The sequence below is a fragment of the Collinsella sp. TF08-11AT genome (assembly GCF_003437035.1).
In the GTDB taxonomy this organism is placed as follows: Bacteria; Actinomycetota; Coriobacteriia; order Coriobacteriales; family Coriobacteriaceae; genus Collinsella.
Genome location: NZ_QSRL01000011.1, coordinates 35,142 through 52,957 on the forward strand (window position 1 = coordinate 35,142; position 17,816 = coordinate 52,957).

The following is a 17,816-nucleotide window of genomic DNA, read 5'->3' on the forward strand; positions in this document are numbered from 1 at the left end:
ATCGGGCGAGAGCTATTCATCAGAAACATTATTCGCGTGAAAGTATAATCTAGTAACAGAACAAAGCTCGCGGCGGGGCGCCCGGGTGTAGTCTTCGAAAGGGTTGAACATGTTCGATATGGTTTCTCGCCGCGGATTCGTCTCGCTTTCTGCTGTCGCCGCTGCTGGCCTTGGCCTTGCCGGCTGCTCCGGCAATAATGCACCTGAGTCGACTGGCTCCGATGCCGGTTCCGCCAAGACTTCGTCCAAGAAGGCTGTCGAGCTTCAGGTCTTCGCTGCTAACTCTCTCGAGAAGGCTCTGCCCGAGGTCCAGGAGCTCTACACCGAGCAGACCGGCACCACGTTTGCCGACACGCAGTTCAAAGCGTCCGGCGACCTTGTCGAGCAGATGCGCGCCGGTGCCGCCGTCGACGTGCTCATCACGGCCTCCAAGGGCACCATGGACGACGCCGAGGCCGCCGAGCTCGTCGATGCCAACACGCGTGAGGACATGTTCGTCAACGACCTCGTGATTATTCGCGCCGAGGGCTCCGGCACCAAGGTCGAGGCCATCGCCGACGTCGCGAACCTGGACGGCAAGATCGCCATTGGCGACGCCAAGACCGTCCCCGCCGGCAAGTACGCCAACCAGGCCTTAGCTTCTGTGGGTCTCTACACCGGCACCGAGGGCGACGACGGCGAGTATGCACCCGAGCTTGCCGACAAGGTGGCCCTGGCCGACAAGGTCGGCACCGCTGCGTCTTACGTCTCTACGGGCGACTGCGTGGCTGGTTTTGTCTACAGCTCCGATATCTTCCGCTATGACGGCATCGAGGAGGCCTTCGTGTGCCCCGAGGATTCGCACAAGCCCATCGTGTACCCGGGCGCCGTTGCCGAGAGCTCCGAGCACGCCGACGAGGCCAAGGCGTTCATCGACTTCTGCCTGACCAACAAGAAGGCTCAGAAGATTTGGGCTAAGTACGGCTTTGAGCTTTCCGAGTAGTGCGGCTTGGCGCGATAATTCCATCGTTTCGTGTTTCACTCCGTCCTTGTATTCGCTTGGAGCTTTTCGTGCTTAATAGATTCCGCATGCTTGTCGCCTGTGCTTTGACCTTCGCGCTTTGCTGGGTGCCGGGATTTGCGTTTGCTGGGGTCGCTGAGGACGGGGCCCAGGTTGCTGCGACCGCTCATGGGCTTTCCTATGGGATCGAGGGTTTTGAGCGGTTGGCCAAGGGGACCGCTCGTGCTATGGAGGGCCAGCCTGAGGGCTACCGGTTTCCCGTTGACGAGGACGTGGACCTTGTAGTGGCGCCTGCTGCCGATCGCGTTGTGGTGTGGATATCGCCCAAGGCGGCCGAGAAGTATGGATTGGATCCGCAGGATAACGAGTGCGTATCGGGTCTCAAGGCCCTCGTCTGTGAGCTCGACAGCGCAAACTCCATGGGAGGTGCGCAGCTGGGGGACGTTGATCTTCCTTGGTATGTTACGGCGGAAACAACGTTTGATGCCGGCGGGTATACCTATGGCTTTGATGTGCGTGGTGCGGATGGGGACCGCTATGTGGTGATTGCATCGGCCTCGGGTGATGCTAAGGGCGGCGCGCGTTGGCTTGATAGCGCTCAAATGGTAGAAGCATCGTCTGTCGTATTGCGGGATGAGCAGGGGCCCTTGACCTCTCTGGCCTCCTTTTTAGGCGGCATCGACTACCGCCCGTTTTGGGTATCTATCAAAACGAGCGGCCTTGCCCTGGTGATTGCCTTTGCACTGGGCCTGTTTGCCGCGTGGAAGACTATGGGTACCTCGAGTCGCATCAAGGGCCTGCTCGATTCGGTCTTTACGATTCCTATGGTGCTGCCGCCCACGGTCTGCGGCTTTCTGCTCCTCATGCTGTTTGGCCGCTCGACCGGGGTGGGCCAGTGGCTCATCGCGCACGGCATCTCGATCGTCTTTACCTGGCCCGCGGCGGTCATTTCGGCTGTCGTTGTGTCGTTTCCGCTGGTCTACCGCACGGCGCTCGGAGCCTTCGAGAGCCTCGACACGCAGATGCTCGACGCCGCGCGAACCTTGGGGTGGTCCGAACGTCGCATCTTTGCCAAGCTTATGATGCCGCTTGGCTGGCCCTCGATTGCCGCCGGCACGGTGCTCGCCTTTGCCCGCGCGATGGGCGAGTTTGGTTGCACGCTGTTCTTTGCAGGCAACTATGCCGGCATTACGCAGACTATTCCCATCGCCATCTACTTTGAGTGGATGGGCGGCAACACGTCGGTGGCGCTCTTTTGGGTCGTCGTCGTGATCGTGTTTAGTTTTTTGGTCATCCTGTTCATTAACATGTACACCTCGCATTCGCAAAAGTATCGCGAGCGGGGCCTTTCCCGTGTGGAGCGCAAGCAGGCCAAAGAGCTCACCGGACAGGGCGATTCGCTCGACCCAGTCGGCGGCGATGCACTGCGTATCGATCGCGAGGCGCTGGCCGAGCTCATGCGCGATGACGCCGTCTCGAAGGGAGGGCGATAGGCCATGTCGCTTGTTCTGGATATCAAAAAGCGCTATCCGGGGTTCACCCTTGACATCCAACTCGAAGCCGGCGAGGAGCGCGTTGGCTTGCTCGGCGCCTCCGGATGCGGCAAGAGCTGCACCTTGCGCTGCATTGCCGGTGTGGAGACACCCGACGAGGGCAAGATCGTCGTCAACGGCGTAACCTTCTTTGACTCGGACGCGGGCATCAATCTGTCGCCTCAGGAGCGCAAGTGTGCCCTGCTGTTCCAAAACTATCAGCTGTTTCCCAATATGACGGTAGCCGATAACGTATGCGCCGGCGTTAAGGATGCGGGCGACGCCGCCGCGAGCAAAAAGCTCGCCGAGCGTTATCTGGGCATTTTCGGTCTGGCCGATTTTGCCGACCGCTACCCCGCGCGCCTCTCGGGCGGTCAGCAGCAACGCGTGGCACTTGCGCGCATGGTGGCGGCGCATCCGGGCATCTTTATGTTCGATGAGCCCATGAGCGCGCTCGATTCCTATCTTAAGAGCGCCCTTGAGCAGAACATGCTCGATCTGTTCGACGTATGCAACCGCACCGTGCTCTACGTGAGCCACGATATTGACGAGGCATGCCGCCTGTGCGAGCGCATTTGCGTGATGCATAACGGGCATATCGAGGAGATCGGCTCCGCCGAGGACGTGGTCCGCCGGCCGCAAACCTTGGCCGCGCTGCACCTGACGGGCTGCAAGAATACGAGCCGCGCGCGCAAGATCGGGCTTCAGGAAGTTGAAGCCCTGGACTGGGGCATGACCTTCAACGTGGGCCGTGAGGTTCCCGATAACGTGGCGTACCTGGGTATTCGTGCGAGCTACTTCCATGTGGACAACCGTGCTGAGCGGGGTCGCAACAGCTACGACCTGCATGTGGCCCGCGTGAGCGATTCACGTTTTGAGCGCCTGGTGCTGCTGGACGTGCCGCGCGCCGACGCGCAGACGCGCCTGCAGTGGAAGGTCAACAAAGTGCGCATGCCTGTCGACGAGCTGCCGCAAGCAGGCGAGACGCTGCGCATGCATTTTGATGCCAGCAGGATCCATTTGGTTTGTCGATAGCGCCGGGTAATGCCGTCGGGGAATATAAGCCTCGGCGGCTTTGTTTTTGCCGTTCGCCGAATGAGGAATGACAAACTCTTATTAATCAAGATAATTATTTATTAAACGACGGCACACGACGCTGCCGTACGAATGTCAACGGTGTTCGCATGGTCGATGACCGTTGGTATAGTTGACCTCAACTTGTAAAGGAGGGTGCGCACATGCCGCAGACGACATACATTCGCCGCGTTGCCGCGCGTGCCCTATATATGGCTCGGAGCCGCATATGAGCAGGTATGTTCACGGCTCCGGGAGAGACGACGCACAACTAAATAATCGACCGCAAAGCAGGTTCCCTAAAATTCCGGGTTTGAGCACGGTCGGGCAATCGCCGTCCGTCGTGCATCGATACCGCTGTTATCCGTTTTTGGTTCGAGAGGGGAACCGTCATGGCTGAAGCAATCGAAGAGGTCAAGTTGCCCAGCACGTTTGAGGAGTTCAACGAGCAGCGCAAGGCCGCGTTTATTCGCGTTAAGGATTACAAGCAGGCGGGTAATCGCCTGGTCGGCTTTTTGTGCAGCTATACGCCGCTCGAGATTATCGATGCCGCGGGGGCTGCGAGCGTGGCTCTGTGCGGTACGTCCGATGAGGTGATTCCCGAGGCCGAGAAGGTGCTGCCGGCAAACCTGTGCCCGCTCATCAAGTCTACGTATGGTTTTGCCTATTCGCAAAAGTGTCCGTTTACGTACTTTAGCGACATGATCATCGGCGAGACCACCTGCGACGGCAAGAAGAAGATGTACGAGCTACTCAACGAGCTCAAGCGCACGCACATTCTGCATCTTCCGCAGGGTCGCGATCGTGCCTACGAGCGTGAAGGCTGGTACGAGGAGTGCCGCCTGCTCAAGGAGGAGCTCGAGGGCTTCTACGGCATCACGATTACCGACGATGACCTGCGCGCTGCCGTCCGTCGTCGCAACCGCTTGCGTGCGGCCCAGCTCGAGATGTTTGCACTGCAGGCTAACCAGCCGGCGGCCATGAGCGGCGTCGACCTGATGAGCACCATGTTTGCCGGTACGTTCAGCTTTGATATCGAGGCCTATACGCAGCAGCTGGAGCAAAAGGTTGCCAAGCTGCGCGAGGCCTACGACGCGGGCGAGCGCCCGGTTGCGGCGGATGCCAAGCGCATTCTGATCACTGGCTGCCCGGTGGGCGGCGTGATCAACAAGATCGGCCGTACTATCGAGTCCAACGGCGGTGTGGTCGTGTGCATGGACGACTGCTCGGGCGAGCGCACGGCGGCCATGCTGATCGACCCGGAGGCTCCCGATATCCTGCGCGCCATCGCCGACCGCTACCTGGACATCAACTGCTCGGTCATGACGCCCAACGACGGTCGTATGGAAAACACGCTGGCCATGTGCGAGAAGTATCATGTCGATGGCGTGGTAGAGAGCGTGCTACAGGCCTGCCACACCTTTAACGTGGAGAGTGCGCGCATGCAGGAGGCTGTCGAGGGTGCGGGTATTCCGTATATGAAGATCGAGACCGACTACAGCAACGGCGACATGGGCCAGATAGAGACGCGCATCGCCGCCTTTATCGAAACCCTCTGACGTCTGAGGCACCCGACCTTCCGGCTCCAACCCTCCTCGCGTACCTTGAGTACGCTTCGTCGGGCTTGTCGCTCGGAATCTCGGGCACCTCAGACGCCAGAGGGCCGTTGTTGCAGCAGTGTCTGATCGTTTGATTTTCTTGCTGATTAGGAGAGAGCCATGATAGGGATCGGGATCGATATCGGGTCTACGGCGGCTAAGGCTGCTGTGGTCGATGGGGAGGGTTCGGTGGCGTGGACGTGCGTGCAGCCAACCGGGTTCTCCTCGGTCGATGCTTCCGAGCGGCTGCGCGAGGCACTGGCAGCGGTCGGCTATGACGTGACAGCCGACGACGTGCGCGTGATCGCGACTGGCTACGGTCGCATCGCGGTGCCCTATGCGCACAAGGTTGTGACCGAGATCACCTGCCACGGCACCGGTGCCGTGCGTCTGTTTGGCGACCATGGCACCGTGATCGATGTGGGCGGTCAGGACACCAAGGTCATCCAGCTTAAAGGCGGCCGCGTGGCTAAATTTGCCATGAACGATAAATGCGCTGCCGGTACGGGGCGCTTTTTGGAGATCATGGCCGACCGCCTAGGTATTTCTCAACAGCAGATGGCCGACCTGGCGCGTTCCGGCGAGCCCACCAAGATCAGCAGCATGTGCACGGTGTTTGCCGAAAGCGAGGTCATCAGCCTGATCGGTCGCGGTGAGCCGCGCGAGAACATTGCGCGTGGCGTGATCGACAGCGTGGTCTCGCGCGTGGCGACCATGGCCGGGCAGGCCGCGGGCGCCCCGTACTACCTGACCGGTGGCCTGTGCGAGAACGCCTTCGTGGTGGAGCGGTTGGGCGAGCTACTGGGGTCGCCGGTGACCACCTCGCCCCAGGCCCGCTTTGCCGGTGCCATCGGCGCGGCGATTCGCGCACAGGCGCTCGATTAATGCATCGGCCGTGGGCCTGCATTCATGCGTATACTGGGAGGAAATGATTGACCGATGAGAGGGGGTATCGATGCCTGACGATCAGATGAAGCTCACGTCTATGACTGCCGCGAGCGGTTGAGCCGCTAAGTTGGCTCCTGGAGCCCTCGCCCAGGTCCTGGGCGACTTACCCAATGTGCATAACGACAACCTGCTCGTGGGGTTCGATACCTCCGACGATGCGAGTGTCTTCCGTGTTGGCGATAATTTGGGCCTCGTGCAGTCCATCGACTTCTTCCCGCCGATGGTCGACGACCCGTTCCTGTTTGGCCAGATCGCCGCGGCAAACTCGCTGTCGGACATATACGCCATGGGCGGACGACCGAGCCATGCTATGAACCTGCTGTGCATTCCCAATTGCCTGGGTGTTGAGGTTGCCGGGCAGATTTTGGCGGGTGGCGCCGACAAGTGCGTCGAGGCTGGCTGCACCATCGCGGGCGGCCACACCATCAACGACGACGAGCCCAAGTACGGCCTGTCCGTGAGCGGCTTTGTCTCGCTCGACCGCATGCTCGCCAACAGCGGCGCGCGCGTGGGCGATGTCCTACTGCTGACCAAGGCGATCGGCTCGGGCATTATCACCACGGCCATTAAGGGCGAGCTCATCGAGCAGGACGAGGCCAGCCGGATGTTTGATTCTATGCGCACCCTCAACGAGGCCCCGATCCGTTTGGCCGAGGGGCTCGAACTTCACGGCTGCACCGACATTACGGGCTTTGGCCTGATTGGGCATGCGTGCGAGATGGCCGAGGGCTCGGGCGTGCAGATTGAGCTTGCGTCGGGGGCGGTGCCTCTCTTTGACCAGGTGCTCGACATGGCGCGTCTGGGCATTATCCCCGCTGGCTCCTACCGCAACCAGGACTTCTTTGGCCCGCGCGTGGCGGCCGACGATGACCTGGAGCCGGGCATGCTGGATGCGCTGTACGATCCGCAGACCTCGGGCGGCCTGCTCATCGCAGCGCCTGCTGCCGATGTGGATGAGCTTGCGCGTCGCCTGCATGCCGAGGGGCGCATCGCGGCCGTTGTCGGGCGCGTGTGCGAGGCGGAGCCGGGCGGTCCTGCCGTCCGCGTTGTTCGCTAGCCCGCACGTTTATGTAACTGTTTGCCGTTCTCTAGAACGGCTCTTTCGAAAGGAATTTGCTATGTCTACCAAGATTGAAGTCAATGCCATGGGCGATGCCTGCCCGCTGCCCGTCGTCAAGACGCTCAAAGCTCTGAAGCAGCTCGATGGCGAGGGCGCCGTCGTGACCTCGGTCGACAACGAGACCGCCGTCAAGAACATCTCCAAGATGGCGCAGGAGAAGGGCTGCACGGCCTCGGTCGAGAAGGTTTCTGACGCCGAGTGGCACGTGACCGTGGCGACCTCTGGCGCCATTGCCATGGCCGATCCCGAGCAGGATGGCGCTGCCTTCTGTGATGCCAGCGCCGGCAAGGGCAGGCTCGTCATTTCCGTCTACACCGACTGCATGGGCCGTGGCGACGACGAGCTGGGCCACAAGCTCATGAAAGCGTTTATCTTTGCCGTGACGCAGCAGGAGGAGCTGCCCGCGACCATGCTGTTCTACAACGGCGGCGCCAAGCTCACCGTTGAGGGCTCGCCGGTGCTCGACGACCTGAAGGGCCTGGCCGAGCAGGGTGTCGAGATTCTCACCTGTGGTACCTGCCTCGACCACTATGGCATTAAAGACCAGCTTGCGGTGGGCGAGGTCACCAACATGTACGTGATCGTGGAGAAGATGGAGCAGGCCGTGCGCGTCGTGCGCCCGTAGCGTATTGGTTGGAGTTGCCATGAGGGAGAAGCGCCCGGCGCTTGTCATCACGTTTCCCACCACGGCGGCCGCCATGGGCTGCGAGTCCCTGTGCATCGAGCGCGGCCTTCCCGGGCGAACGATTCCCGTGCCCGGGGAGGTCGCTGCCGGCTGTGGTCTGGCGTGGAAGGCGTTGCCTGCCGATGAGGAGCTGCTGCGCGGCGAACTCGCCGCGGCGGGCGTTCCTACCGAGGGCTATACCGTGATTGATATGTGGGAGGTCGTGCGATGATCTACCTGGATAACGCGGCGACGACCATGCACAAGCCTCAGACGGTCATCGATGCCGTGACGCAGGCGATGTGCTCGCTCGGCAATGCCGGGCGCGGTGCCACGTCGGGTGCCCTCGATGCCGCTCGTACGATTCACGCTTGCCGTACCAAGCTCGCGCGCCTTTTGGGCTGCCCGAGGGCGGACCATGTGTGCTTTACGCCCAACTCCACGGCTGCGCTCAACACCGCCATCAATGGCGTGGTGCGTCCCGGTGACCGCGTGGTCACGACGGTGCTTGAGCACAACTCGGTGCTGCGTCCGCTCAATCGCTTGGCGACGGAGCAGGGTGTGACGGTTGAGCATGCGGGCTGCGACGCGAACGGCGCGCTCGACTACGACGAGCTCGAGCGGTTGGTCACGCCCGGTACGCGTGCCGTGGTGGTGACGCACGCTTCCAATGTGACCGGCAACGCGGTCGACGTTTCGCGTGTGTCTGCCATCGCCCATGCGGTCGGCGCGTTGGTGATCGTCGATGCCTCTCAGTCTGCCGGTACGGCGCATATCGATATGCAAGCCATGGGGTTCGACGTCGTGTGCTTTACCGGCCACAAGGGGCTCATGGGACCCCAAGGCACCGGCGGGCTGGCCGTGGCGGAGGGCATTGACGTGGCGCCGTGGGCCATGGGCGGCACGGGCATGCACAGTTTCGATGCGCTGCAGCCGCTTGAGTGGCCCACGCGCCTTGAGGCGGGCACGCTCAACGGCCACGGCATCGCGGGCCTTTCTGCCGGCCTCGACTTTATCGAGGCCCAGGGTGGGGTCGAGGCGATTGCTGCCCACGAGCGTGCGCTCGCCGATCGCTTCCTTGCCGGTGTGTGCGAGATTCCGGGGATTAAGCTCTACGGTGCCTTTGACCAGCCGGCGCACTCTGCGATCGTGTCGCTCAACGTGGGTGATATCGACTCTGCCGAGATCTCGGACGCGCTCATGCAAGGGTGGGGGATTGCGACGCGCCCCGGTGCCCATTGCGCTCCGCTCATGCACCGTGCGTTGGGGACCGAGCGCCAGGGTGTCGTCCGCTTCTCGTTTGGGTATTTCAACACGGATAAGGAAGTCGACATCGCGATTGACGCTTTGCGCGATTTAGCCTGCTAAAGCGTATATACTTGCGGGACGGGTGTTTTTGCCCGTCCCGTTTTTGTTTCGACCCGAAAGGTGTGCCTATGGCCTCATCCGCCCCGCGTGGTTTGCGCTCCGACCATGTCGTTACCGTCGGCATTGCGTTGTTCTCGATGCTCTTTGGCGCCGGTAACCTTATTATTCCGCCGCTGCTGGCGCTGCAGGCGGGTTCTGCCACGCCGATCGCCATGCTCGGCTTTCTCATTGCCGCCATCGGCCTGCCCGTCATGGGCTTTATCGCCGTGGCACTTGCCGGAACGGCGCGCGAGCTTGCCGGCCGCGTGCATCCCAAGTTCGGCGAGTTCTTTGTCGCGGCGGTGTATCTGGCTATCGGCCCGTGCCTTGCCATTCCGCGCACGAGCTCCACGGCCTTCGAGATGCTGGTGCCGCTGCTGCCCGAGGGCGTCTCGCTCGGCACGGCGCGCCTGGTGTTTGCCGTCGGCTTCTTTGTCGTCGCGTTTGCGCTCACGCTGCGCCCGGGCGTCATCACACGCGTGCTCGGCCGCATTACGGGCCCCGCGCTCATTGCGCTCATCGTGCTGGTCGTTGGTGCTGCCGTGATCTCGCCGCTGGGTCCCGCTGCCGCGCCGCAGGCCCCCTACGATGCAGGCGCTGCCGTGCAGGGCTTTCTGACTGGCTATCAGACCATGGACCTGCTCGCGTCGCTCGCCTTTGGCATCATCATCGCCGAGACCATCCACGAGTTGGGTGTTACCGATGACAAGCGCGTGGCCTTCGAGATTTCGCGTTCCGGTGTGATCGCCGGCGTACTCATGGCCATCATCTACTGCGGCTTGGGCCTTGCCGGTATGCAGCTCGGCACCGTGATGCCCGACGCTACCAACGGCGCCGCCATCCTCGCCCGTTCGGCCTCCATGCATTTTGGTCTTGCCGGCACGGTCGTGGTCTTCGCCATCTTCTTCCTCGCCTGCATGAACGTGTGCATCGGCCTCATCAGCTGCTGCTCGCGTTACTTTTGCGAGACGTATGTGGTCGAAGGGGGAGCGGAGGCCTCTGAGGAGGCCATGCGCCGCCCCTTTGCGGTTCTCGCCTTTGTGTTCGCAGCGTTTTCGTGCGTGCTCTCCAACGTGGGCCTCGACGTGATTCTTATGTTCTCGGTGCCCATGCTCAATGCCTTGTATCCCGTTGCCATTGTGCTGGTGCTTATGGGCCTGGTGCACGGTTTTTGCGACGCGCATCCGCAGGTATGGGTCTGGGTCGGCGGCGTCGTCGCGGTGCAGAGCGTGATCACCTCGGTCCGCGACGCGTTCTTTGCTGGCGCGTGGCTACCGTTCGATGCGCTGCCGTTGGCGGACATTGGAGCCGCGTGGGCGCCGGTCGCCGTGGTGGCGTTTGTGATAGGCCTGCTCCACAGCCGGTTTGTCGCACATTCGAGGAGCTAGAATATCGCCGCTTGCACAGGCGGGGAGTCTCCCCTATAATTTCCTACGCTTTGGGACACGCAAGGTTTATGCCTTAGCTGCTCAACACCTTCGGGACGTGGCGCAGTTTGGTAGCGCGCCTGCTTTGGGAGCAGGATGTCGCAGGTTCAAATCCTGTCGTCCCGACCATATCTTGCGGGCGTAGTTCAATGGTAGAACCCCAGCCTTCCAAGCTGATGACGCGGGTTCGATTCCCGTCGCCCGCTCCATAAGAATTGTTTTAACGGCTTTGGTTTCCTTTGGGGATCAGAGCTGTTTTCGTTTACGCGCCGGGCGACGGGAATCGAGCCCGCCAGGGTGCGGAGCTGAGAAAATGCGTGAGCATTTTCCAGCGCAGCACGCAAGGGCCGAAGGCCCGCAGCGAAACAAGGATTTGCGAAGCAAATCCTTGGACTTCCCGTCGCCCGCTCCAAGCTATATAATCGCAGGCCAATATGCTAATTTGGCTCGCGTTTATTTTTATACCGTCCGACCTCGCGGGGCAAATGAACCAGGAGCGTTTGTCCCAAATCGTAAGAAAGTAGTGATTGCCATGGCGCAGAGCAAGGCAGAATACCCCACCTCCGATTGCCTGGCGCCCGCCGCGATCGAGGCGAAGACCGAGGCCGCAGGCGTTACCAAGGCCAACCTGCCGGTCTCGAAGGCCTTTTTGCTCGCCATGTTCGCCGGCGCGTTCATCGCCTTTGGCGGCCTGTTCTTCACGGTCTTTCTGAGCGATGCGTCCCTTGGCTGGGGCGCTCAGCGCTTTGTGGGTGGCCTTGCTTTTTGCCTGGGGCTGGTGCTCGTGCTTATTTGCGGCGCGGAGCTGTTTACCGGCAACTCGCTTATGGTCTGCGCGCTTAAGAGCAACAAGATCACGCTCGTCCAGATGCTCAAGGCTTGGGCTATTGTGTGGATCGGCAATTTTGCCGGCGCCCTGTTCGTTGTCTTTTTGATTTACATGGCAGCTATTTACAAGCTCAACGGCGAGGCCGTCGCCAACGCCATGGTGAGCGTCGCCGCCGGTAAGGTTACGATCGACGCCGTTACCATCTTCTTCCGCGGCATTCTGTGCAACATCTTTGTCTGCCTGGCCGTATGGATCGGCACTGCCGGCAAGACCGTGGTCGATAAGGTCGTGGGCATTTTGCTGCCCATTGCCGCCTTTGTGGCCTGCGGTTTTGAGCACTGCGTTGCCAACATGTACTTTTTGCCCATGGGCATTTTGATGCACTCCTGCGGCTATGGAGCCGATATCGCCGGCGCCGATGCCCTCAACGCCGCCGGGCTGGCGCTCAACCTTTCCGTTGCCACGCTGGGCAATATCGTGGGCGGCGCCCTGATCGTGGCACTGGGCTACTGGTTTATCTACGCCAACAAAGAGGCCTAACGGCCCCAAGCCATAACCGACCAAAAAGGGACAGGTTTATTTTGGCAGGTTTTAGACGAGGCGCTTCGACGTCTTGTCACGAGCTGCCATAATGGACCTGTCCCTTTTGCGTGCGCGCCGGTATTTATTTGCCCGATGACGATCGCGGGGGACCAGCTTTTTATTGAACATGTCGAAAGGCTTTTCATGAGCGACTGCGAATCCATGTCTGCCGAGGTGCGCGGCCGCCTGCGTTCCATTCCCGCCGTTCACGAGCTGCTTGCCGAGTGGCCGGTCATGAAGGCTGCTGGCGATGCAGGCGACACGATGGTACGCGAGGCGATTGACGCCGAGCTCGATGCCGAGCGCGCGGCGATTCGCTCCGGCGCCCCTGCAAGGAACAAGCGCGAGCTCGCCTTGGCAATTGAGCAGCGGACCCATCGCCTGTCGCTGCCGACCCTGCGCCCTGCCGTCAACGCGACGGGCGTTGTGATTCACACCAATCTGGGCCGCGCTCCGCTCGCTCCCGCGGCGGTGCAGGCGGTGACCGATGTCGCCCGAGGCTACAGCACGCTTGAGTATGACGTCTCAACCTGCGCTCGCGGGGGCCGAAAAGAGCATGCCGCGCGTCTGCTGCGCACGCTCACGGGGGCGCAGGACGCCTTAGTTGTCAACAACAATGCCGCCGCGGTGCTGTTGGTGCTTGCCGCGCATGCCTTCGGCAAAGAGGTCATCGTGAGCCGCGGCGAGCTTGTCGAGGTGGGAGGCAGTTTCCGTATCCCCGACATCATGGCGGCTTCGGGTACCAAGCTTGTCGAGGTGGGCTCCACCAACCGCACGCATCTGGACGATTATCGAAGCGCCATTACGCCCAACACGGCGATGATCCTCAAAGTCCATCCTTCCAACTACCGTATCGAGGGCTTCCACGAGGAGGTTTCCGTGGCGGAGCTTTCTGCGCTGGCGCATGAGCACGGGCTGTTGCTGTACGAGGATCAGGGCTCGGGCGCTTTGCTTGCAGACGGGGTGCTCGCCGATGCGGGGGAGAAGCCCACGTCCGCCTCGCTTTGCGCCGGCGTTGACGTCGTCTCGTGCTCGGGCGACAAACTGCTCGGTGCTTCGCAGGCGGGCATCATCCTTGGCAACGCCCAGGCAATTGCCGCCTGCGCCTCTCATCCGCTTATGCGCGCGCTTCGCCCCGGTAAGCTCACGCTCGCGGCGCTCGAGGCCACCCTGCATCTGTATGTGACCGGTCCCGATGCGGCGCATCGGGAGATCCCGGTACTCAACATGCTTTCCGGCGCGCCGGCTCCGCTCGAGCGCCAGGCCAAGCGCCTGCACGACCGCATGCTGCGCAAGCTTCGCGACTCTCAGTTCGAGGAGGCGGTGGAGCTGCAGGTTGTCGAGGGCGCCTCTGCTCCCGGCGGCGGATCGCTGCCGACCGTCGAGCTCCCAACATTTTGCGTTGCCGTCTGCCCCGTCGATGGGCGCCTATCTGCCGATGGCCTAAAGCGCGCTTTGGTTCAGGAGCCCGATACGCCGGTTGTGACGCGCGTGCGACACGACCAGGTACTGTTTGACGTTCGCACGCTTTTGCGCGACACCGACCTTGACCTGTGTGCGTCTGCGTTGGTGGATGCCGTGCGGGCGGGTTTGCGTTGATGACCGCGCTTGAGCTTGTCGAGTGTCCCGTTGTCGTTGGAACAGCAGGACACGTCGACCACGGAAAGTCGGCCCTTATCGAGGCACTGACCGGCAAAAATCCCGACCGTCTGGAGGTCGAACGGCGCCGAGGCATGACCACTGAGCTCGGCTTTGGCGAGCTCGAGCTTCCCAGCGGCAAGCTTGTCGGCCTGGTCGACGTGCCCGGGCATGCGCACTACCTGCGCGCGATGGTACAGGGTGCCACCGGCGTGGGCGTTGCGTTGCTGGTGGTTTCTGCCGTTGAGGGCGTGATGCCGCAGACGCGAGAGCACGTGTACGTGTTGGAGCTGTTGGGCGTGAGGCACCTCGTGGTGGCACTCACGATGCGCGATCTGGCCGATGACGAGACGGCGGAGCTCGCCGAGCTCGACGTGATGGACTTCCTCGGCGATACCGTCTTTGCCGATGCGCCCGTGGTGCCTGTTTCCTCGCGCACGGGCGTGGGCATCGAGGACGTTCGCCTTGCCCTCGATGCAGCCATCGACTCTTTCCTGGCCGATGCCGGATCCCGCCCGGTGCGCCCCGGTCTGGCCCCGCGCCTGCCCATCGACCGCTGCTTCACCATCAAGGGATCCGGGACGGTCGTCACGGGCACGCTTCACGATGCCCCCGTAGCGGTGGGCGACGAGCTCGTCTCATGTCCCGCGGGCGTGCGCTGCCGCGTGCGCGCGATTCAGGTGCATGGTGATACTCCTCGGGCGTTGCCCGGGCAGCGCGCGGCGCTCAACATCGTGGGCGACGGTGCGGGCGACCTTCCGCGTGGCGAGGTCCTCTGCGGGTCTGGTGCTGAGGGCTCGACGCTCAGGCTCATCGCCCGCTTCACGTATCTGGTGCGCGAGGGCACCAAGCCCGCGCCCTTCGAGTCCGGTACGCGCGTTCATGTGATGGCGGGTACGGCGGAGGTCCTTGGCCGTATCATGCTCATGGAGGGTGAGGGACCCATTGAGGCTGGCGAGACCCGTATCGTGCAGGTCCGTCTGGAGGAGCGCCTTCCCGTGCGATCGGGCGACGGCCTCATTGTGCTCGCGTTCTCGCCGGTGGTGCTTATCGGCGGCGGTCGTGTTCTTCTTTCGCGGTGCCGCCGCTCGCGCGTCCTCTCCGCGGGCGAGTGCGCGCTGCTCGGGGCCCTGGATGCCGACGACCGCGCCGCCGCCGTTGCCGCATGGTTGGGGCTGCAGCGCCTGCCTGTGCCTGCCGCGGCCGCAGCCCGTGCTCTCGATCTTTCGCATGCCGAGGCGGCTGCGCTCCTGCACGGGGCGGTTTCCTCGGGTGACGCCGTGGCGCTTCATGCCGAGCGCTCGACCGAGGAGCTCTATGCCGCCCCCGCTGTGCTCGATGCCGCCCTCGCCACGCTCTCCGTCACGTTGGCCGCCATGCACGGGGCCGCGCCCAAGCAGACGGGTTTCACGCCGGGCGAGGTCGCGCATGCCGCCTGGCCGACAGCGGGCGAAGACATCGCGTCCGCGCTCGTTCTCGAGGGCTGTGCGCGCGGCGTGTGCACCGTCGACGGTGCCGAGGTGTTCGACCCGCACTCTGCCGCTGCGGCGATACGTGTGGTGCGCGAGGCGAGCCAGCGCATCGTGGCCGCCCTCGACGAGGCGGGTCTCGGTGCGGCGACGCTGCCCGAGGTGGGTGAGCGTCTGCAGCTCGATCGCGACACCATGACGCGTGCCCTGCGCGAGCTTTCGCTCAACCGCGCGATCGTTAAGATCGAACGCGACGTTGCCTTGTCTGCCGCCTCCGAGGCCCATGCACGTGAGGTCGTCGCCGCGGCTATCGAGGCTGCTGGCGGCGTTGCCACGACGAGTGTGCTGCGCGAGGCCTTAGGCGTGTCGCGCAAACGAGCCATTAGCATCTTGGAGCACCTGGATGCGGTGCGTTTTACGACGCTCAACAAGGAGGCCGGCGGTCTCAGATCCCTGCGCTAGGGCTCCGAATCGCCGCTCGCCACAAAACCGGCCTATCTACTACGTTTAAGTGACTACCCTCGACCATTTCAAAAACCGCAAAAACAAAACCGCAGGTAGATGACTTGCCGATGTTACGAAAAAGTGGGTATGGTTTACCCTTGCTGGTTAAACGTAGTAGATGGGCCGTTTTCGTGGCGCGACACTGCGCGTTTGGTAAAATACCGCCACGTTTGGGAACGGATGGGCTCCGGTGGGCCCCGCGGTCCTCAAAACCGTTGTGAGGCGTGCAAAACGTCTTGGATGTGTTCGATTCACATACGTTCCCGCCAACGCATCCTGCCAACCACCACAAAGGTGCCTGTCCTCTTTGTGGTGGTATGGACCATGTGGACGAAACAGCTTCGAAACACGCGATTTGCACGTCAGGCACTCAAAAACGCCTCTACCTGCATCGTAATCAAAACGAAACATCTGCTCGTCTGCTTATGCGAAACTTTCCCGCAACAGTGCGATATTATCCATACTCGATAAAGCTCGGGGCGCATGGGGCGCCTCGAACGACACTTTTCTTTTCCATCAATTGGAGGAAGCATGAGCTACACGCAGAAAGTTCTCGACGAGCTCAAGGCCCGCTATCCCGAGCAGCCTGAGTTCATCCAGGCCGCGACCGAGATCCTCGGCACCATCCAGCCGGCGCTCGACGCCCATCCCGAGTACGAGGAGGCCGCCCTGCTTGAGCGCCTCGTCGAGCCCGAGCGCATCGTCATGTTCCGTGTTCCCTGGGTCGACGACCAGGGCAAGGTCCAGGTCAACCGCGGCTATCGTGTCGAGTTCAACTCTGCCATTGGACCCTACAAGGGCGGCCTGCGCTTTAACCCGACGGTCACCCTGGGTATGCTCAAGTTCCTGGGCCTGGAGCAGATCCTCAAGAACAGCCTGACCACCCTTCCCATGGGCGGCGGCAAGGGCGGCTCCGACTTTGACCCCAAGGGCAAGTCCAACAACGAGATCATGCACTTCTGCCAGTCCTTCATGACCGAGCTCTATCGTCACATCGGCCCCAACACCGACGTTCCCGCCGGCGACCTGGGCGTTGGCGGCCGCGAGGTTGCCTACCTGTTCGGTCAGTATAAGCGCCTGACCAACGAGTGGACTGGCGTCCTCACCGGCAAGGGCCTCTCCTTTGGCGGCTCGCTCGCCCGTACCGAGGCCACCGGCTACGGTCTGGTCTACTTTGTGGACGAGTACCTCAAGAGCCGCGGCGACTCCTTCGAGGGCAAGAACGTCGTCGTTCACGGCTCCGGCAACGTCGCCATCTACGCCGTCCAGAAGGTCTCCCAGCTCGGCGGCAAGGTGCTCGCCTGCTCCGATACTCACGGCTGGGTCGAGGATCCCGACGGCATCGACTACACCGTGCTCGAGCATGTCTACAACAAGAAGCGCTCCGGCCACGACAAGGGCGTCACGCTCGCTATGTACGTCGACGAGAAGCCTAATGCCACGTGGCACGAGGGCGACGGCCGCGGCGTGTGGCAGCTTCCCTGCGACATCGCGCTGCCCTGCGCTCGCGAGAACACGCTGCTGCTCGAGGATGCCCAGGCACTCGTCGCCAACGGCTGCAAGGTGGTCGGCGAGGGCGCGAACATGCCCACGACCATCGAGGCCACGACCCACTTCCAGGAGAACGGTGTCGCCTTTATGCCCGGCAAGGCTGCCAACGCCGGCGGCGTGCTCGTGTCCGGCCTGGAGATGAGCCAGAACGCCGAGCACCTGTCCTGGACCTTCGAGGAGGTCGACGGCAAGCTCGAGCAGCTCATGCGCGGCATGTTCCACAACGTGGACGACACCGCCAAGGAGTACGGCGAGGAGGGCAACTTCGTCATGGGCGCCAACATCGCCGGCTTCCTGAAGGTTGCCGACGCCATGCTCGCCCAGGGCGTCTGCTAAATTTTCGCTCGACATAGCATCGCAGAAGGCTCCCAGTCATCTTGGCTGGGAGCCTTTTTTGATCCGCATGCGACGGAGGAAAACGGTTCATTTTGTCCCGACATGAGCTGTGCCCCCTCGTTTGGTACACTTAAAGG

The 17,816-nt window shown here is 62.3% G+C and carries 14 protein-coding genes and 3 tRNA genes; all 17 read left to right on the forward strand.

Going from position 1 to position 17,816, the window contains the following annotated elements; genetic code table 11:
* Positions 1–109: 109 nt before the first annotated feature.
* The 17 genes from modA to gdhA all read left to right on the forward strand — a co-directional run bounded on the left by modA (position 110) and on the right by gdhA (position 17,679).
* Positions 110–982 (forward strand): molybdate ABC transporter substrate-binding protein, encoded by an 873-nt coding sequence (gene modA / locus DXC79_RS07635; protein ID WP_117635739.1) that lies wholly within the window; start codon positions 110–112, stop codon positions 980–982.
* Positions 983–1,050: 68 nt separating this feature from the next.
* Positions 1,051–2,493 (forward strand): molybdate ABC transporter permease subunit, encoded by a 1,443-nt coding sequence (gene modB, locus DXC79_RS07640; RefSeq protein WP_233503068.1) that lies wholly within the window; start codon positions 1,051–1,053, stop codon positions 2,491–2,493.
* A 3-nt stretch (positions 2,494–2,496) separates the two neighbouring features.
* Positions 2,497–3,567: a sulfate/molybdate ABC transporter ATP-binding protein gene (locus DXC79_RS07645; RefSeq protein WP_117635741.1), complete on the forward strand. Its 1,071-nt coding sequence runs from the start codon at positions 2,497–2,499 to the stop codon at positions 3,565–3,567.
* Positions 3,568–3,998: 431 nt separating this feature from the next.
* Positions 3,999–5,165: a double-cubane-cluster-containing anaerobic reductase gene (locus tag DXC79_RS07650; protein ID WP_199408672.1), complete on the forward strand. Its 1,167-nt coding sequence runs from the start codon at positions 3,999–4,001 to the stop codon at positions 5,163–5,165.
* Positions 5,166–5,324: 159 nt separating this feature from the next.
* Entirely contained in the window at positions 5,325–6,089 is a 765-nt protein-coding gene (locus DXC79_RS07655; protein ID WP_117635742.1) for an acyl-CoA dehydratase activase, read from the forward strand.
* Positions 6,090–6,159: 70 nt separating this feature from the next.
* Positions 6,160–7,209 carry a selenide, water dikinase SelD gene (selD, locus tag DXC79_RS07660; RefSeq protein WP_117635743.1) on the forward strand — a complete coding sequence of 350 codons (1,050 nt, stop codon included), beginning with the start codon at positions 6,160–6,162 and terminating at the stop codon, positions 7,207–7,209.
* A 61-nt stretch (positions 7,210–7,270) separates the two neighbouring features.
* Positions 7,271–7,897, forward strand: a complete 627-nt coding sequence (gene yedF / locus DXC79_RS07665) for a sulfurtransferase-like selenium metabolism protein YedF (RefSeq protein ID WP_117635744.1) — start codon at positions 7,271–7,273, stop codon at positions 7,895–7,897.
* A 19-nt stretch (positions 7,898–7,916) separates the two neighbouring features.
* Positions 7,917–8,168 (forward strand): DUF3343 domain-containing protein, encoded by a 252-nt coding sequence (locus DXC79_RS07670; protein WP_022095212.1) that lies wholly within the window; start codon positions 7,917–7,919, stop codon positions 8,166–8,168.
* Entirely contained in the window at positions 8,165–9,304 is a 1,140-nt protein-coding gene (locus DXC79_RS07675; RefSeq protein WP_117635745.1) for an aminotransferase class V-fold PLP-dependent enzyme, read from the forward strand. The genes DXC79_RS07670 and DXC79_RS07675 overlap by 4 nt, the downstream gene beginning before the upstream one ends.
* 68 nt (positions 9,305–9,372) lie before the next feature.
* The gene (brnQ, locus tag DXC79_RS07680) at positions 9,373–10,731 is read left to right on the forward strand and encodes a branched-chain amino acid transport system II carrier protein (protein ID WP_117635746.1); all 1,359 of its coding nucleotides are present in this window, start codon (positions 9,373–9,375) and stop codon (positions 10,729–10,731) included.
* 91 nt (positions 10,732–10,822) lie between these two features.
* A tRNA-Pro gene (locus DXC79_RS07685) sits at positions 10,823–10,899 on the forward strand.
* Between the two features lie 6 nt (positions 10,900–10,905).
* Positions 10,906–10,979 (forward strand) — tRNA-Gly (locus DXC79_RS07690).
* Between the two features lie 323 nt (positions 10,980–11,302).
* On the forward strand, positions 11,303–12,139 hold the full coding sequence (locus tag DXC79_RS07695; RefSeq protein WP_117635770.1) for a formate/nitrite transporter family protein: 837 nt from the start codon (positions 11,303–11,305) through the stop codon (positions 12,137–12,139).
* 186 nt (positions 12,140–12,325) lie between these two features.
* Entirely contained in the window at positions 12,326–13,780 is a 1,455-nt protein-coding gene (gene selA / locus DXC79_RS07700) for an L-seryl-tRNA(Sec) selenium transferase (protein ID WP_158550993.1), read from the forward strand.
* Positions 13,780–15,750, forward strand: coding sequence for a selenocysteine-specific translation elongation factor (gene selB / locus DXC79_RS07705; protein WP_117635748.1), 1,971 nt, complete (start codon positions 13,780–13,782; stop codon positions 15,748–15,750). Before selA ends, selB begins: the two co-directional genes overlap by 1 nt.
* 214 nt (positions 15,751–15,964) lie before the next feature.
* A tRNA-Sec gene (locus DXC79_RS10065) sits at positions 15,965–16,061 on the forward strand.
* Positions 16,062–16,323: 262 nt separating this feature from the next.
* Entirely contained in the window at positions 16,324–17,679 is a 1,356-nt protein-coding gene (gene gdhA, locus DXC79_RS07710) for an NADP-specific glutamate dehydrogenase (RefSeq protein ID WP_117635749.1), read from the forward strand.
* Positions 17,680–17,816 lie beyond the last annotated feature (137 nt).

Coding starts and splice junctions, on each gene's coding strand:
- modA (WP_117635739.1), top strand. CDS start 110: ATGTTCGATATGGTTTCTCGCCGCGGATTCGTCTCGCTTTCTGCTGTC.
- DXC79_RS07645 (WP_117635741.1), top strand. CDS start 2,497: ATGTCGCTTGTTCTGGATATCAAAAAGCGCTATCCGGGGTTCACCCTT.
- DXC79_RS07650 (WP_199408672.1), top strand. CDS start 3,999: ATGGCTGAAGCAATCGAAGAGGTCAAGTTGCCCAGCACGTTTGAGGAG.
- DXC79_RS07655 (WP_117635742.1), top strand. CDS start 5,325: ATGATAGGGATCGGGATCGATATCGGGTCTACGGCGGCTAAGGCTGCT.
- yedF (WP_117635744.1), top strand. CDS start 7,271: ATGTCTACCAAGATTGAAGTCAATGCCATGGGCGATGCCTGCCCGCTG.
- DXC79_RS07670 (WP_022095212.1), top strand. CDS start 7,917: ATGAGGGAGAAGCGCCCGGCGCTTGTCATCACGTTTCCCACCACGGCG.
- DXC79_RS07675 (WP_117635745.1), top strand. CDS start 8,165: ATGATCTACCTGGATAACGCGGCGACGACCATGCACAAGCCTCAGACG.
- brnQ (WP_117635746.1), top strand. CDS start 9,373: ATGGCCTCATCCGCCCCGCGTGGTTTGCGCTCCGACCATGTCGTTACC.
- DXC79_RS07695 (WP_117635770.1), top strand. CDS start 11,303: ATGGCGCAGAGCAAGGCAGAATACCCCACCTCCGATTGCCTGGCGCCC.
- selA (WP_158550993.1), top strand. CDS start 12,326: ATGAGCGACTGCGAATCCATGTCTGCCGAGGTGCGCGGCCGCCTGCGT.
- selB (WP_117635748.1), top strand. CDS start 13,780: ATGACCGCGCTTGAGCTTGTCGAGTGTCCCGTTGTCGTTGGAACAGCA.
- gdhA (WP_117635749.1), top strand. CDS start 16,324: ATGAGCTACACGCAGAAAGTTCTCGACGAGCTCAAGGCCCGCTATCCC.